The sequence below is a fragment of the Virgibacillus kimchii genome (assembly GCF_055379185.1).
On sequence record NZ_AP043951.1, the window covers coordinates 2,615,993 to 2,634,217 of the forward strand.

Genomic DNA, 18,225 nt, shown 5'->3' on the forward strand with positions numbered 1-18,225 from the left:
ATAATAAGGCACAGTCAACTTTAAACTGCGCCTTCAATACATCTTCCGTTCTTTAATACAACTGACGTCCCCAATGCCGGTGTGCAGCAACAGCCTGAATAAACTGCTCGACAAAGGCCTGTTTGTCACCGTGTACGACTACCCCGGGGCTCTCTTTAATATTTTGTTCGGTCAGCCACTTTACCCCGTCATGGGTGGCTCCAATAGCTTTATAATGCTTAAATGCATCGTTCAGAAACTGAGTTGTCATTTTGTGAAATTTATTGCTTTCTGCCGGTCCGCCAACGATATATAATGCGTCGTAATTCACTGAATCCGTAGTTGAGAATGTGTGATCAACCAACATGCTTTCTCCGTTTGCACCCTCGACTGCACCCTGTCGTTCACTGATGATGTGATATTTCAATCCTTGTCCATTTAATCCATGTAAAATTTCTTTCACATCCGCATCGTTAAATCCGTTATCCAGTATAACCCCAACCATACGGGTGGCAGCAGTTTTTGTCGTCGTTGACTGGCTCAGCGCCGGAGATGATTTGGCAATATTCAGGCCGCCTGATGTCGGTATTTGTGCACCGATATTTTTGGCGAAAGCAGCAGCAAGCCCAACATCGGCCTTGGCATACATATCCACTACTTGTTGTCGGATAGCCATGCTTTTTACTCTTCCAAGCTCAAAGCTGAAAGCATCAATAATATGTTGCTTTTCAACATCGCTCACACTGTTCCAAAACAGCTTCACCTGTGAAAAATGGTCATTAAAAGTAGCACTGCGCGAACGGACCTTTTTACCTTCCACCTTTTCCTGGTAGTGAGCAAATCCGCCCTCTTTTTCCGTGGCAGGCTTTGGTGTATTGGCTGCAATGGAATTTTTATGATAGGAAACCTTGCCTGTGTTGATTGTCTGTCTATGGTATCCATCCCGCTGATTATTATGGAAAGGACATACCGGCCTATTAATCGGGATTTCGTGAAAGTTTGGTCCACCCAGCCTTATCAACTGTGTGTCTGTATAGGAAAATAGACGTCCCTGTAGAAGTGGGTCATTCGTGAAATCTATTCCGGGAACGACATGACCCGGATGGAAAGCAACTTGCTCGGTTTCCCCGAAGAAGTAATCCACGTTCCGGTTCAAGGTTAATTTACCAATGATTTTCAGCGGTACTTCTTCTTCCGGCCATAATTTCGTCGCATCCAAAATATCAAAATCAAAGGCAAACTCATCTTTTTCTTCAATAAGCTGAACACCTAATTCATATTCGGGAAAATCACCGGCCTCAATCGCTTCCCATAAATCCCTTCGATGATAATCAGGATCATTTCCGGATATTTTTTGCGCTTCGTCCCAAACAAAGGAATGCACACCCAGTTTCGGTATCCAATGGAATCTCACAAAATGCGCCTTGCCCTGCTCATTGACAAATCGGAACGTATTGATGCTGAAACCTTGCATCATCCGGTAACTTCGGGGGATCGCACGATCAGACATTAACCAGATCACCTGATGAGCAGTTTCCTGATTATTTGCGACAAAGTCCCAAAATGTATCATGGGCTCCCGTGGCCTGAGGAATTTCATTATCCGGCTCAGGTTTAATCGCATGAACAATATCAGGAAACTTTATTCCATCCTGTATAAAGAATACAGGCATGTTGTTGGAGACGAGATCATAATTCCCTTCTTCTGTATAAAACTTGGTGGAAAACCCGCGGACATCACGCACAATATCAGAAGAACCACGACTTCCGACCACGGTGGAAAAGCGGGTAAATACCGGTGTTTTCTGTCCCGCTCTTTGCAGAAAACCGGCTTTCGTATATTCTTTCATCGATTCATATACCTCAAATACCCCATGGGCAGCAGAACCACGGGCATGTACTACCCGCTCCGGGATCCGTTCATGGTCAAAATGTGTAATTTTTTCACGAAAATGAAAGTCTTCCATGAGCGTCGGGCCCCGCTCCCCTGCTGTTAAGGAAAGTTCGTCATCTGACATTTTTAACCCCTGGTTAGTCGTCAGTTTCTTATTTGAATCATCCGCCTTAAACTGTTCAAGCTGCTCCTGCTTCTTGTTCTCAAAATTATCACTCATACTCACATTTCCTTTCCTTTTGTTAGTCTGACCTTATCCTTCCCCAAAGGACCTGTTATATGAGTGAAAATGTATGAGATGCCTGTTAATAACAGCTCGCATTCACTCGTCTTTAAGTAAATTCGTTCGTTATTTTAAATAAAACTTAAAAATTTTCACTTCCTTGAATCCACTTCTTTGGGACTGCGGTACAGCAGTTCCTCGCCCCACCGTAAAGATTTGGGACTGCGGTACAGCAGTTCCCCATCCCACCGTAAAGATTGCTAAAATTATATATTTCTTAACGCGCAAAAAATCCTTTCCGCAAACTTTGCAGAAAGGACTTGTTTCCTCTCTTCACCCGACGTTCCTGTCCCAAAATCGATGCTTGCTGACCGCTTCTGTGAATTGCTCCGCAAAGCTGTTAACGGAAGCTTCCATAATAACACCGGACTGTGCTGACAGATTTTGTGCTTTAATTAAATCTTTCCCTTCATGGGTAGCGCCAATTGGTTTGAAGTGGGAAAAAGCTTCTTTTAGATAGTAGGATGCATTGGAGTCAAACTCCTTGCTCTTTTCCATTCCGCCTGCTGCATAAACAGCATCAAACAGAACCGGATCGGCAGTGACAAAGGTATGGTCTGCTTCCACTTTTACATCTTTTGTCCCTTTTATCATACCTTGTTTATCACTGACTATCTCCACATACATCTTTTTTCTTTCCAGCTGTTCCAGAATGTTTTTAACATCCTCACCTTCAAACCCATCAGTCAACAGCACTGCTACCTTCCGTGTTGCAGGAGAATAGGCCGTATCCTCCATACTCAAAGCCGGAGAAGATTTCTCCACGTCTGAACCGCCTTCCTCTGGAGCATGCACTCCAATATTTCCGGAAATTTCTCGGGCCATTGCCAAATCAACATGGGCAAACATATCCACTACTTGCTTTCTCACATCTTTACTTTTTACTTTCCCAAGTTCAAAACTGAATGCGGAAATGATATGCTCTTTTTCCTGCTTGGACATACTGTTCCAGAACATGGTTGCCTGGGAGAAATGATCTTTGAAGCTTTCACTTCTGGCTCTCACCTTACGCCCTTCCATTTTCTCCTGGTAATGTTCATATCCTCCCTTTTCCGGAGGCACCGGTGCCGGGGTGTTATTTGCCAATGAATTCTTATGGTAATTCACCTTTCCTGTATTAATGGTTTGTCTTCCAAAACCATCCCGTTGATTATTATGGAAAGGACAAACAGGCCGATTGATAGGTAATTCGTGGAAGTTTGGTCCCCCCAATCGGATCAACTGTGTATCTGTATAGGAAAAAAAGCCTTCCCTGAAGTAATGGATCGTTGGAAAAATCAATACCTGGCACTACATGTCCCGGGTGAAAGGCTGCCTGTTCCGTTTCTGCAAACACATTATCCACATTCCGGTTTAATGTCATTTTACCAATGATTTTTACAGGAATATCTTCTTCCGGCCATATTTTTGTCGGGTCAAGCAGGTCAAAGTCAAACCTGAATTCATCTTCTTCCGGAATTAATTGAACCCCCAATTCAAACTCCGGGTAATCTCCATTTTCAATCGCTTCATATAAATCACCACGATGAAAATCCGGATCTTTCCCATTTATTTTTTGCGCCTCATCCCATACCGTGGAATGAACGCCAAGCTTTGGCTTCCAGCTGAACTTTACAAAATGTGCTTCCCCCTCATCATTCACAAAGCGAAAGGCATGAACGCCAAACCCTTCCATCATTCGAAAACTGCGGGGCAAGGATCTCGGTGACATTTTCCACATAATCATATGAGCGGATTCCTGGTTATTGGCAATAAAATCCCAAAATGTGTCATGTGCGGAAGCTGCTTGTGGCATTTCATGATGAGGTTCCGGTTTTAAGGCATGTACCAGATCCGGAAACTTAATTGCATCCTGAACGAAAAAGACGGGCATGTTATTCCCAACCAGATCAAAGTTTCCTTCTTCTGTATAAAATTTTGTAGCAAACCCCCGTACGTCTCTTGCCAATTCTCCTGAACCTTTGGACCCTTGCACAGTTGAAAATCGTACAAAGACAGGAGTTTTGGAACCTGGTTTCTGGAGAAACTTTGCCTTTGTTACATCTTTCATGGAATCATATAATTCAAATTCTCCGTGAGCACCAAATCCCCTGGCATGTACGACTCTCTCCGGAATACGCTCATGGTCAAAATGAGTCATCTTTTCCCGGAAATGAAAGTCTTCCATTAAGGTCGGTCCGCGCTCACCCGCCTTTAGGGAAAATTCATCATCGGATACGCTGAGCCCCTGATTGGTCGTCAAATCTTTTCCACTATCGTCCACACGATACTTGTCCAACTGCTCATTTTTGGAGTTGCCGTTTACGCTGCGCTCATCTTTCATACGTATGCTCCTCCTTGGTAGTAGTGTTATCAACCTCTTCCCTGCTCCTTTTTCAGGTAAACTATGGATAAGTAGAAAGCCAAGTATCTCAATTTGATAGAATCTATTTACCCATGAAGAATGTACGGAATTAACGGAGAAAATCAGACATCATATGGAAACGGCGCCTGCTGTAGCCGAAGACGAAAGGGGGAAGATGGAGTTTTCTTACTCTCCTCAGGGTTATTTTTTCTATAATCCTTTAATAAGAATAGGGTTATCATCGTAAATCTACTTGGATTTGGCAGGATTGTATATTAGCTGATTGTGTACCATTGATCCACAGGTTGATGCACCTGCTGAATGAATATGAGAGCAGCTTTTCATCGAGGTAAATCAAACGTTTGATCAAGCATGGGAAGTATGTAAAAAGGCCCAAATCATGATTGATTTGAACCTTTTTTCTATTAGGACACCACATTCTTTTTCTTCATCTGCTTACTGCGCAGCTGACCGCATGCAGCATCTATGTCTGCACCATTTTCCCAACGCACGCCGCAATGGATCCCTTTTCCTTTTAATGTTTCAAAAAATGCCTGAATCGTTTCCGAATCACTGCGCTGATAATAGCTATGCTCATCAACTGTGTTATACGGGATTAAGTTGACATACGCCAGATGGCGATGATCCTCGAGTAATTTGGCAAGTTGTAATGCCTCTTCCTCATGGTCATTGACATCATTCAGCATGATATATTCATACGTAATGCGCCTATTCGTTTTCTCCAGGTAATAATCAACAGCCTTCATGAGCTTTTCAATCGGAAAGGCTTTGTTAATTTTCATAATACTGGTTCTCAGTTCATTATTCGGTGCATGAATGGAAATAGCCAAATTAACCTGGATTCCTGTATCGGCAAACTCATAAATCTTATGGGCAAGTCCACTCGTTGATACAGTAATATGCCTTGCACCTATATTTAAGCCTCTGTCATCATTGACGACATAGAGAAAATCCATCAGATTATCAAAGTTGTCAAAAGGTTCGCCGATGCCCATCACCACAATGTGACTGACACGCTCGCCTTCTCCTTTTTCATCCAAATGCTTCTGGACGTTCATGATCTGCTCCACGATTTCTCCACTGGAAAGGTCCCTGCTTTTTCTTAATAAACCGCTTGCGCAGAAGGAGCACCCAATATTACATCCAACCTGTGTTGTTACACAGACAGACAGGCCATAGTTAAACCGCATCAGAACGGTTTCAATTAAATTTCCGTCCGAGAGCCTGAACAGGTATTTAATGGTGCCGTCTTTGGATTCCTGCTTCATTTCTTCTTCCGTTGTATGCAACACAAAGTTTTCCTCGAGCAGCTCGATGGTTTGTTTGTTCACATTTTTCATATCTCTGAATGTGGCCACACGTTTCTTGTACAGCCAATTCCAGACCTGATCCACACGGAAGCGTTGCTGTCCGTGGTCGGTCAGCCAATCAGTCAATTGTTCATATGTCAGTCCATAAATAGATGGTTTTGTCATTTTTGGAAACCTCATTTCGCAGAAGCCTTATTGCTATTATATTGCAATTTATTATCTTACTACAATTTGAGGGTTTTAGCAATGTTTTATGTGAGCGAAAGGCAGCTGCAACCGTACACCAAAACTATATCCGGGCAACACCGGTATTCAAACTACCTTTTCAGAAATACAATCGTATGGAAAAGGGGATGAGGTACCTGTCCCTCCATCCCTACGGCAATACTGTCTCCCCCATCAAATAACGATCACATTCACGGGCTGCTCCCCTGCCTTCGTTAATCGCCCAGACGATGAGGCTTTGGCCGCGCCGCATATCACCTGCGGCAAATACACCTTCCACATTGGTCGTATAATCTTCATGCGTTGCTTTTACCGTCGATCTTTCCGTCGTTTCCACGCCAAGATGCTCAATCAGCTCCTGCTCCGGGCCACTAAAACCAATGGCCACCAGAACAAGATCTGCAGGCCATACTTTTTCCGTGCCGGGTATTTCTTCACGGATTTTATTGCCCTTTTCGTCAAAACTTGTCTTCACGTTAATGGTATGAACTTCTTTAACATTCCCATTTTCATCGCCGGCAAATTTCTTTGTCATTACTGTATATGCACGGGGGTCCTGCCCAAAAACAGCTTCCGCTTCCTTATGCCCATATTCCACACGGTGTATCGTCGGATATTGCGGCCAAGGATTTGTTTCCTCATCACGCACAAGCCCTTTTTTATCATAAATATCAAATTGCGTCAGGCTTTTGCAGTTATGTCTGACAGATGTAGCCAGGCAGTCTGTTCCAGTATCCCCGCCGCCAATTACGATAACATCCTTATCCGCAGCGGAAATATAATTACCATCCTCCAAATCGGAATCCAGTAAGCTTTTCGTGTTGGCATGCAGAAAATCCATCGCACGGTGTATGCCTTTCAATTGGCTTCCTTCCACTTGAATATCCCGGTGAACGGAGGCCCCGCCGCATAAAATGACAGCATCAAATTCACTATTCAGCTCAGAAACCGTTACATCCTTTCCAACTTCGGTATTCGTCACAAAATCAATACCTTCCGCTTCCAAAATGGATACCCTGCGCAAAACGATTTCATAAGACAGCTTCATCTCCGGAATTCCATAGGTCAGCAGTCCGCCTACCCGGTCGTCTTTTTCGAAAACAGTTACCGCGTGACCCGCTTTATTCAATTGGGCAGCTGCGGAAAGCCCCGCAGGACCTGAACCTACGATCGCCACGGTTTTTCCGGTTCTTTTTTCCGGTGGCTCTGGTACGATCCACCCTTCTTCAAATCCTTTTTCGATAATAGACCGCTCCACAGTACGGATCGCAACCGGCGGCTCATTGATACCAAGTACACAGGCACCTTCACACGGAGCAGGGCAGGCAATTCCTGTGAACTCCGGAAAATTGTTCATCTCCTGCAGCCGCTCCAGCGCGTCCTTCCATTTCCCCTGATAGACCAGATGATTCCATTCAGGAATGAGATGATACACCGGGCACCCTGTTGTCACTCCGTTAATCTCCATTCCTGTATGGCAGGTGGGAACACCACAGTCCATACAGCGCGAACCCTGTATTTGCACTTTCTTTTCGGACATTGGCTTTGTATAGTCATGCCAGTCCATCGTACGGACCGACGGCTCTCTGCCTTGTCTTGCTTCTCTACTATATTCCATAAAACCGGTTTGCTTTCCCATCAAAGTCCTCCTTTAAACAGGTAAGGTCTGTATAATATCTTTCTTTATCTGAATTTCAGGGAGGGGCAACCATGCTCCTCCGCCTCTCCCTACATCACTTCCTTCTTCTTTTATCACCTATACTTTCAACGCCATCCTCTTTTCTGTTTTTGTTTCTTCCTCAGGCTGTTTGCTTTCTTCAAAGGCGCGCATTTGTGCTTCTTCGGTACTCATCCCTTCATCCATGAATACACTGATTCGCTCCTGCATCTTCGCGTAGGCTTTCGGTATGACACGGACAAAATGACGCATACTTTCCTCCCAATAAGTCAAAATACTGCCCGCATGTTTACTGTCGGTGTAATCGACATGTTTACTGATTAATTGATATACTTTTTTCAACTCGATAAAATCAGTTATTGGCTCGGCATCAACAAGCCCTTTATTTACTTTGGATGCAAAGACGCCTTTCGGATCATAGACATAGGCTGTTCCTCCGGACATGCCTGCAGCGAAGTTCTTCCCGGTCGGCCCCAACACAACCACGGTTCCGCCGGTCATATATTCACACCCGTGGTCACCGACCCCTTCTACGACAATGGAAGCACCACTGTTTCTTACTGCAAATCGTTCGCCTGCCAGTCCTCTTATATAAGCTTCGCCTCTTGAAGCACCATAAAAGGCGACATTCCCGATAATTGTATTTCTCTCAGCCGGAAACGTAACAATTGGATCCGGATGGACAATAATTTTTCCGCCTGACAGTCCTTTTCCAACATAATCATTGGCATCGCCAATCAGTCTGAGTGTCATTCCAGGAGGGATAAATCCTCCAAAGCTTTGACCAGCTGATCCATTGAAAGTTAATTTAATCGTACCTTCAGGCAACCCTTGCTCACCATACCGTTTGGTTACTTTACTGCCGAGCAGTGTACCTGTCACCCGGTGTATATTACGGATCGCCGTAGTAAACTCCACCGGCACCCCTGAATCCAATGCGGCCTTGCAATTCGGAATGAGTTCCTGAAAGTCAAGGGTTTTCTCTATTCCATGGTCCTGCTCCACTTGTTTAAAACGGCCTGTTTCCGGAATTAATTCCGGCTGATACAGCAATGCGGATAAATCTACACCAGCCGCTTTCCAATGATTCACTTTTTCTTTTCTTTTCAGCACATCTGTACGGCCAATCATTTCATCGATAGTACGGAATCCGAGTTCCGCCATGATTTCACGGGCCTCCTGAGCAACAAACCGCATAAAATTTGCCACATGTTCTGCGTCTCCCGTAAACTTTTTTCTCAGTTCCGGATTTTGTGTTGCTACCCCTACCGGACAGGTATCCAAATGGCAGACACGCATCATCACGCAGCCAAGTACTACGAGCGGGGCTGTGGAAAAGCCAAATTCCTCAGCTCCAAGCAGGGAAGCTGTCACCACATCCTTCCCTGTCATCATTTTACCGTCTGTTTCCACAACAATTTTTTCTCTCAAGCCGTTTAACAGCAATGTTTGATGTGTTTCAGCCAGCCCGATTTCCCACGGAAGCCCGGTATGCTTCAGACTTGTTTTCGGCGCTGCCCCGGTTCCACCATCATAGCCGCTGATCAGCACCACATCGGCACGGCCCTTGGCCACCCCTGCCGCAATCGTACCGACACCTACGGCTGAAACAAGCTTCACACTGATTCTTGCTTTCGGATTTGTGTTTTTCAAGTTATAAATCAGTTCCGCCAGATCCTCAATGGAATAAATATCATGATGCGGCGGCGGGGAAATTAATTCCACACCGGGAGTAGAGCCGCGGACCTCGGCCACCCATGGATATACTTTGTTTCCCGGCAAATGTCCACCTTCTCCCGGCTTTGCTCCCTGGGCGACTTTAATCTGGATTTCATCAGCATTGACGAGGTAGTGGCTGTTTACACCAAACCTTCCGGACGCCACCTGTTTAATGGCACTTCTGCGCAGGTCGCCGTTTTCATCCGGTGTAAATCGGTCAGGGGACTCCCCGCCTTCTCCGCTGTTGCTTCTTCCGCCCACCCGGTTCATAGCAATGGCCAATGCCTCATGGGCTTCCTGACTGAGTGAACCGTACGACATGGCACCGGTTTTAAATCTCGCACATATTGCTTCCACCGACTCCACCTCATCAATCGGAACAGGTTTCCGCTTTTTAAAATCCAGCAAACCTCTTAATGACTGCAGATTATTATTTTCATTATTTAACAGATTGCTGTATTCCTTAAAAAGTTCGTAGTTATTGGTCCGGCATGCATGCTGCAGTGTCGGGATCGTTTTCGGATTGTACTGATGATCCTCTCCATTCACCCGGTATTGGTATTCATCCCCGTGCTGAAGCGAGAAATCCGTACCGCGGTTTTCAGTAAATCCGTCACGGTGCCGCATTAATGTCTCTTTTTCTATCATATCGATGCCGATACCGCCAAGCCTCGAAGCCGTTCCGGTAAAGTATTTGTCGATGACATCTTTTCGAATGCCAATTGCTTCAAAGATTTGTGCTCCCCGGTAACTTTGGATTGTCGATATTCCCATCTTGGATAAGACCTTTACAATTCCGTCTGTAACCGCCTGATTATATGCTTCCATGGCCTGTTTAGGCAGCATGGCTTTTATATCTCCCCGGTCCACCAATGCAAAGATGGATTCATAGGCCAAATAGGGATTGATTCCCTCTGCCCCATAACCGATTAATGCCGCAAAATGGTGTACCTCACGCGGTTCACCGGATTCCAGTAGCAAACTTACTTTCGTCCGGACTCCTTTACGGATCAAATGATGATGCAGACCGGAAACTGCAAGCAGTGAAGGTATCGCTGCTTGATTTGCATCCATACCACGGTCGGACAATATGAGCAAAACAGCTCCTTCTTCCATCGCCTGATCGGCCTCTTCAAACAAAACTTCCATGGCTCTTTCCAAATTTCCTTCTGTTGCCGGAAACAACGTAGACAGGGTTACTGTTTGAAATCCGTCCAACTTTCCACCCTGCAGCTTATCTAGCTCATCGTTGGTCAGCAGCGGTGTCTTAAGACGTATCTGTTTGCAGCTGGTTTCATTGGGAGCTGTTAAATTCCCCTCCCTGCCAATCGTTGTTTCTGTCATTGTTATTATTTTTTCCCGAATGGCATCAATGGGCGGATTGGTCACTTGGGCAAATAACTGTTTGAAATAGTTATACAAAAGCTGTGGTTTCTTGGATAATACAGCCAACGGGGAATCATATCCCATGGAACCAATGGGGTCCTTTCCTTCTGTTACCAGCGGTTTAATCATTTTTTCCACGTCTTCTTTTGTATAACCGAAAGCACGCTGCCGTTTCTTCAAATCCACCCCTTTGAACCGGTGCTTTACTTTTTTAACTTCCGGGATGTCTTCCAGATTGATCTTATTTTTTAACCATTCCTTATAGGGTTGTTTGGAGGCAATTTCTTTTTTAATATCCTCATCCGGTATAATAATTCCATTTTCCAGATCTACGAGAAGCATTTTCCCGGGCTGCAGCCGGTCCTTATATAAAACATCGTCGGCAAAGATATCCAGTGCACCGACTTCGGAACCAAGCACAATCATGCCACTTTTTGTTACATAGTAACGGGCAGGTCTTAAGCCATTTCTGTCCAGGCTGGCACCGATCTGGCTGCCATCCGTGAAAACAAATGCGGCAGGTCCATCCCAGGGCTCCATTAACGTGGCATGGTACTCATAAAAATCACGCTTCTCCGCGCTCATCTCCTCATCATTCGCCCATGGCTCCGGCACCATCATCATGGCTGCATGAGCAAGTGAGCGTCCCGATAAATGCAGGAATTCCAATGTGTTATCAAATATCGATGAATCACTGCCATCCTCATCGTTGACCGGCAGTATTTTTTCCATCTCTTCCTCTGAAAAGTGAATGGAAGATAACATTTTTTCCCTTGCCCTCATCCAATTCACATTTCCCCGCAAAGTATTGAATTCTCCGTTATGAATCGTATAACGGTTTGGATGGGCTCTTTTCCAGCTTGGAAACGTATTGGTGCTGAACCGGGAGTGCACGATAGCCATCGCTGACCGAAAGTCCGGGTGGTTTAAATCAATATAGAAGGAATCAAGCTGTTCCGGGATCAACATTCCTTTATACACAATCGTTCTCGTGGACAGGCTGCATACGTGGGTGTCTGCAAACACAGGGTTATTCAAGATTTCTTTTTCAATGCGTTTGCGTATGACAAACAACTTCCGCTCAAATTCCTTGTGATCCTTTATTTCCGCAGACCGCTGTACAAAAAATTGCCTGATGGAAGGCTTGCTCTTTGCAGCAACCTCTCCTATAAAAGATTCATTTACAGGCACCGGCCGCCATCCAAGAAACGTTTGACCCTCTTCTTCCACCATGTGTTCAAATATTTTTTTTGCTTCCATACGAACCTCATGATCACCCGGAAGAAAAACCATGCCAATTCCGTATTTTCCTTTTCTCGGTAAAACGATATTTTCTTTGGCACACTGTTTTTGAAAAAAACGGTCAGGAATCTGAGTGAGTATTCCGGCACCATCGCCGGTGCTCGTATCAGCAGACTGTCCGCCGCGATGCTCCATATTGCAAAGCATGTTTATCGCATTTTGAACGATGTTATGCGTCTTTTTCCCATTAATATTGGCAACCATTCCAATTCCACAAGCTTCATGTTCAAACTCCGGAAGATAAAGCCCCTGGGGCGCAGGTGTCTGAACTGTATGTTTAACCCTTCTCATATTTATAACAGCTCCTTTCTTAGGATATAGATAATAAACTGCGATCGTTATATGGAATTAAATGGAATTTAAAGTAATAAAATACCATTTAATTGGTTGTTCTTTTATTATACCATGATTTTTCCTTTCACATAAAAATCAGAATAATGGATTAAACAGCATTTTAATAACTTTTCTCTTATATCCTTTAAATGAAAATTAACCCCATACAGCCTAAACCCCTGTGAGAATTGAAGTGAGAAGATGACATAAGATATGTTTAACCGAATCAAAGTTTTTTTCATTACCGTTCCATTTATCTTCCATAACATCTAAAAAATAGATTGTTTATTGTTAATCAATCTATTTTTTAGATTGGTATGCACAGTAAAAGAGTCAGGTGTCTTTTTCTTATGTCAAAACAGACTCAACAGCAGACCTGTCCTACTGTTTTACAAGCTAAAAACTGGACGGTTATTTTGAAAACACGTATTATTTCTTACTAAGGATAGAGACATTAGGAGGTCATACATTGGTTTCTCATCAAATAAAGAAATTTAACGATATACCGCTCTCCGTACTGGATCTCGCTCCTGTTAACGAGGGAGAAACACCGAAAACATCATTTAGGAGCAGCGTAAAATTGGCCCAGCATGTTGAAAAACTCGGATTTAACCGCTACTGGCTGGCAGAGCATCATAATATGCCCGGGATCGCCAGTTCAGCTACATCCGTAATCATGGGACATATTGCAGAAAAAACGAATACGATGCGTATCGGGGCCGGCGGAGTCATGCTGCCAAACCACGCAACACTTGTCATTGCCGAACAGTTCGGTACTCTGGAATCCCTATATCCGGGCAGGATTGATCTCGGTTTGGGGCGCGCTCCCGGCAGTGATCAGGCTACAGCCTATGCGCTGCGCAGAACACTGAACATGAGTGTGGAGGATTTTCCCATGCAGGTGGATGAATTGCAGGACTATTTCTCGGATCAGCCTGTCTCCCGTGTGAAAGCTGTACCCGGGCAAGGTTTGAATATCCCTATTTGGCTGCTTGGCTCCAGTGATTTCAGTGCAAGACTTGCTGCACAAAAAGGGCTTCATTTTTCCTTTGCCAGTCACTTTGCACCGGCTTACACCATTCCTGCCCTGCAGCTGTACAGAGATCGTTTTCAACCTTCCGAAGCGCTGGAAAAACCGTATGCCATGGTTGGAGTGAACGTTATTGCCGCAGATACGGATGAAAAGGCAAAGTATATTGCCACCTCTTTGCAGCAGCAATTTTTAAGCATCCGTAAAGGGCAGCCAACGAAACTGCAGCCGCCACTGGAAAACATTGAAGAAGCATACTCACCTATGGAATTGGAGGCAATCAAGCAATCATTGGATCCACGGACTACCATTGTTGGTGACAAAGATACGGTGAGAAAAGGACTGGAGGAATTCCAAAATGCAACACAGGCAGATGAAATAATTATCAGTGCACAAATCTTTGACCTGGAGGACCGCCTGCGTTCGTTTGAAATTGTTTCAGAGTTGATGGAGTAGAAAAATCATGTGAAAAAGCCACCTTCCTTTTCGGAACGGTGGCTTTTTGTATACGTTTCTTCGCGCTGACCGAGCGATTATCCAGCTAACCTACATTTAATCGGACTTTTCTTTAAGCAGTTTTTTAATTTCCTTTAATTCTTCCTGCACTTCAGCCAGTTTAATATCCGTTGGGGTTGGGGTTTCCTCCCGGCTCGCCTCTTCCACATTATTAACGATCACACCGACAAATAAATTAATAATCACAAATGCACCTATCACAATGAACGTGACAAAATACCACCATGATGATGGATCTGCTTCTAAAATCGGCCTCATAATCCCACTTGCCCATGATTCCAGCGTAATAACCTGGAAGAGCGATAAAAGAGAATCATGCAGGGTACCGAAATATTCAGGCGCAATTGTTTGAAACAACATTGTCCCTATTACGGCGTAAATATAAAAGAATAACCCGAGCAGGAGCATGATCGTTCCCATGGATGGGATCGTGAGCAGCAGCGCATTTACTATTTTACGCAGTGATGGAATAACAGAGATAGCGCGTAGTACACGAAGCACTCTTATAATCCGCAATACGGTAACATAATAAGAACCGACTAATATATGGCTGAGTGCCACAATCACAAAGTCAAACACATTCCATGGTTCCTTGAAGAAAGACCCAATCGACTTGCTTCCAATCAGTCTTATCGCAATTTCCAACGTAAAAACCCAAAGCAGAATACGATCTCCTATGTATAACCAATTACCATAATTATTTAAAACAGCCGGATAGGTTTCCAAACCTACGATCACCGCATTAACAAAAATTAACACAATAATGATGTTCATAAACCTGGGATGACCGGCGATGTTTGCGCATAGTTGTTTAAAGCTTTTCATGAAATAAGTAATCTCCCTTCATATGTAATTTTACTTATTTCATGAGATATTGTCACTTAAATGATTCCCTTAAAATGTATACAAAACCGTTCGGATCACCTTTTGGATTTATAGAGGATTAGCCTGGTTGTACAACAGCGTTACAACTTTTGTAATAGCATGGAATTGGAATGAGGCTTTTCAACATAATGGATAAGACGGTATTTCGGGGATTTATTCTATAAAGGAGTTTCTTTAGCAAATTCAGCAAAATCAGGATATATAACAAAGTTGAAGCCGATGAAGTTATCTCCATCAGCTTCAACTCCCTTCTCCTATACCCACCGAACATTCTCCATTATAAACCTGCTCTTTGGCAAGGTAGGCATCCTGACCATACTATAGCTCAGGTCCTGTTCGGGTACATCATACGCTATCCGTTTTGCCAGGAATTTCAGGCTGACCTTCATGAGTTCTATCGTGATCCATTCGCCGGCACAGCGATGACCATCATGATAGTCACCACCCCCTTGGGGCAGGAAATTAAATGGACTTCCCTCCCAATCTTGAAAACGTTCCGGTTTAAATGTGTTCGGCTCATCCCATAAATCCTGGTGATGATTAATTCCATATACATCAAGCAGAACTAACGTACCTTCCTCAAAAGAAAAGCCTTTCCAGTCAAAATCTTTTTTCACAATAGCTCCCAGAAAAGGACCAAATGGGTAATAGCGGCGTACTTCCTGCGTAAACATTTGACTATATTTGCTGTCTTCGTCATGCTTCAGTTTCTCGCGTGTTTGCGGATCATCATGCATGGCAAGTGCCCCGAACATAACATATCTTCCTATCGCAACAATGGGCCGTAATAAATTTAATGCTTCGACTGCTGCTGTTTTTACATCAAGCAGTTCATGGTTTAGGTCTCTGTGCCAGGCTACGGCGTGGATAGGCTTATCTTCCTCCACCTTCATTTCATTATTGCGGATTTTTGTAATAATATCTTCTATCCACTTTTCAGCACGATTCCTGGCCATGCGACCTTCCCAATGCCTCGGTCCCACAGCACCAAATGCATCAATCATTGCAGCGAGATCCTTCGTTCTGTCCGCCAGGTTTTTTGCTTTCAGCGGTACTCCTACCCATTGGCAGGCCGTAATGCATAGTATTTTCTCTGCTTCATATAACAGTTCAACTTGGTCTTCCTGTCGCCACTGGTTTATAGCAATTTCCCATTGTTCCTCTGCAATTTGGCAAATTTCCTTTATGCTTTCCGGTGTCATCAGGGACAGAAACAGCTTTTTTCTGTGCCGGTGTGCTGCACCATCCATGCCCTGCACCCCGCCCTGACCAAAAAGGCTCTCTTTTATACGATGAGGTGCTACACCTTCCCGTTTAAATAATGTATTATCATAAAAAACTTTTGCTGCTTCCTCGCCACTGATACAAATTACCTTCTGGCCTCCGAGCAAACGAGTTTGAAAAATATTTGTATCCAACGCTTCCATTCTGTTGGGGATAAAATGAAAGCCCTCTTTGAGTAAATTCAGACTGTTATCCATTCCTTTATCCTTAGGTATCTGCTTTGTTTCAGTCATGACGCCCCTCCTTATTGCGGATGGTTTTACAGTTAGATTACCCAGGATAACCCAGGATCAAACAAGAGCATTCTTTCCTAGTTTTGGATATGAAGGTGGAATATTATTCGAGTGATGATCGGTGAGTTGAGTGGCATTTTTAATGCATAGGATGATTCATCGTGAGTGAGTGAGAAATAACAGCAGGAAAATTAGTCGAATACAACCGGGATCAAATGAGGAATGATCGAACGACTTTCTTTGCACATGGAGTGATTTTTTTCGTTACCGAGCGATTCCCTGCATTAATCGAGCAATTTTGCCATTTGGAGCTTCCGTCGCATTCATTCGCCGAAACATTAATAGATTAATTAATCCTGTACAATTAGCCAATCCAGCCCAAAAACTGTTCCAATGCCAAAAATCAGGCTCCATAAACCAATGCTGATTGTCATCCATACTGTCGTCCAATATTTGCTTCCTCCAAGAGACATTCCAAGCAGCACCGCGATATGGGTTCCCGTTACTATGGGGCCCAGTATGGATAAACCCGGCAGTCCATATTTATTCCACAGTTTTCTCCCCCGTTTCATCTTGGCAGAACTACCTCTGTACTTTTTTCTCCTCTTTTTATACCATTCCTGAAACTTTTCAAACGCTGCAATCAAAGGGACCACCGTGAGCATATTTCCCATAAAAGCTAAAATAATTACCCAAAATGGGGATAAACCCGCTACGATACCAAGAGGGATTACGATTGCAATTTCCAGCCAGGGAATAGCCGCTCCCAGAAATACTAAAACATACTCCATCAGCAGGCACCTCCACATTTTCGTCAAAATCGCATACAGTATAGCATTTTTTTATGGTGCTTGCAGTTGTAAGCACTGTTCTTACGTTATATAATGTGGTAATAAGAAAATAGAAAAGGATGAGAATATGGGAAAGCGAATTTTTTACTTCCTGCTGACTAATATTTTAGTTTTAGCTACGATCACTATTATCTTCACCCTCATCCCGGGGACTTGGAATTATGTCCAGGATGGTGCCATTAACTTCGGTACATTACTGATTTTCAGTGCCGTGATTGGTTTTACCGGTTCCTTCATTTCTTTGGGTATGTCCCGCTGGATGGCCAAAAAAATGATGGGTGTGCGTGTCATTGATCCCAATAACGCGGTCGGCCATGAAAGGGAAGTCGTGGAAAAAGTCCACCGCCTTTCCAGAGCTGCCGGTTTAATGCATATGCCGGAAGTAGGGATATACAACTCTGGAGAAGTAAATGCCTTTGCAACCGGACCGACGAAGAAACGCTCCCTTGTAGCGGTATCCACCGGATTATTGGAAGAAATGGATGATGACGCAGTTGAAGGCGTGATTGCCCATGAAGTAGCCCATGTTGCTAACGGAGATATGGTTACCATGACATTGCTGCAGGGCGTGGTAAACACATTCGTTGTTTTCCTTGCGCGGATTGCCGCTTTTGCCGTTTCCCGCTTAGTCAGAGAGGAATTGGCACCAATTGTTCATTTTCTTGCAATCATTTTCTTCCAGCTCGTATTATCGGTTCTCGGTAGTCTTGTCGTGTTTGCGTATTCCCGTCATCGTGAATACCACGCTGATCGCGGCGGAGCAGACCTGGCCGGAAAAGATAAAATGAGACATGCCCTGGAGTCGTTGAAAAGCTACGCAAACCGGGTAAAACAGGAAGACGATACTTCCATTGCCACTTTAAAAATAAACGGCCGAAAGAAATCCAGTATTTTTTCAACTCACCCGGATATCGATGAAAGAATCCGACGCCTTGCATAATTCTAAAAGCACT

At 44.1% G+C, this 18,225-nt stretch carries 9 protein-coding genes and 1 pseudogene; 2 read left to right on the forward strand and 8 right to left on the reverse strand.

The window, feature by feature from the left end; genetic code table 11:
• Positions 1-52: 52 nt before the first annotated feature.
• The 5 genes and pseudogenes from ACZ42C_RS12580 to gltB form a co-directional block, all read right to left on the reverse strand.
• A complete protein-coding gene (locus tag ACZ42C_RS12580; protein WP_461180818.1) occupies positions 53-2,092 on the reverse strand; it encodes a catalase in 2,040 nt (679 codons plus the stop codon).
• Positions 2,093-2,428: 336 nt separating this feature from the next.
• A pseudogene (locus tag ACZ42C_RS12585) lies at positions 2,429-4,478 on the reverse strand (catalase).
• Between the two features lie 446 nt (positions 4,479-4,924).
• On the reverse strand, positions 4,925-5,995 hold the full coding sequence (gene rlmN / locus ACZ42C_RS12590; protein ID WP_461180817.1) for a dual-specificity RNA methyltransferase RlmN: 1,071 nt from the start codon (positions 5,993-5,995) through the stop codon (positions 4,925-4,927).
• A gap of 211 nt (positions 5,996-6,206) precedes the next feature.
• A complete protein-coding gene (locus ACZ42C_RS12595) occupies positions 6,207-7,694 on the reverse strand; it encodes a glutamate synthase subunit beta (RefSeq protein WP_461180816.1) in 1,488 nt (495 codons plus the stop codon).
• 117 nt (positions 7,695-7,811) lie between these two features.
• On the reverse strand, positions 7,812-12,431 hold the full coding sequence (gene gltB, locus ACZ42C_RS12600; RefSeq protein ID WP_461180815.1) for a glutamate synthase large subunit: 4,620 nt from the start codon (positions 12,429-12,431) through the stop codon (positions 7,812-7,814).
• A gap of 511 nt (positions 12,432-12,942) precedes the next feature.
• Here gltB and ACZ42C_RS12605 point away from each other — a divergent pair.
• Complete coding sequence (locus ACZ42C_RS12605) at positions 12,943-13,959, forward strand: LLM class flavin-dependent oxidoreductase (RefSeq protein WP_461180814.1); 1,017 nt, start codon at positions 12,943-12,945, stop codon at positions 13,957-13,959.
• Positions 13,960-14,055: 96 nt separating this feature from the next.
• Here ACZ42C_RS12605 and ACZ42C_RS12610 read toward each other — a convergent pair whose 3' ends face one another.
• The 3 genes from ACZ42C_RS12610 to ACZ42C_RS12620 all read right to left on the reverse strand — a co-directional run bounded on the left by ACZ42C_RS12610 (position 14,056) and on the right by ACZ42C_RS12620 (position 17,212).
• Positions 14,056-14,844 carry an ion transporter gene (locus ACZ42C_RS12610; protein WP_461180813.1) on the reverse strand — a complete coding sequence of 263 codons (789 nt, stop codon included), beginning with the start codon at positions 14,842-14,844 and terminating at the stop codon, positions 14,056-14,058.
• Between the two features lie 314 nt (positions 14,845-15,158).
• Positions 15,159-16,421, reverse strand: coding sequence for a cytochrome P450 (locus ACZ42C_RS12615; RefSeq protein WP_461180812.1), 1,263 nt, complete (start codon positions 16,419-16,421; stop codon positions 15,159-15,161).
• A 350-nt stretch (positions 16,422-16,771) separates the two neighbouring features.
• Positions 16,772-17,212, reverse strand: a complete 441-nt coding sequence (locus ACZ42C_RS12620; RefSeq protein WP_461180811.1) for a small multi-drug export protein — start codon at positions 17,210-17,212, stop codon at positions 16,772-16,774.
• Positions 17,213-17,339: 127 nt separating this feature from the next.
• On the opposite strand from ACZ42C_RS12620, the gene htpX reads away from it, so the two are divergent.
• Complete coding sequence (gene htpX, locus ACZ42C_RS12625) at positions 17,340-18,212, forward strand: protease HtpX (protein ID WP_461180810.1); 873 nt, start codon at positions 17,340-17,342, stop codon at positions 18,210-18,212.
• Positions 18,213-18,225 lie beyond the last annotated feature (13 nt).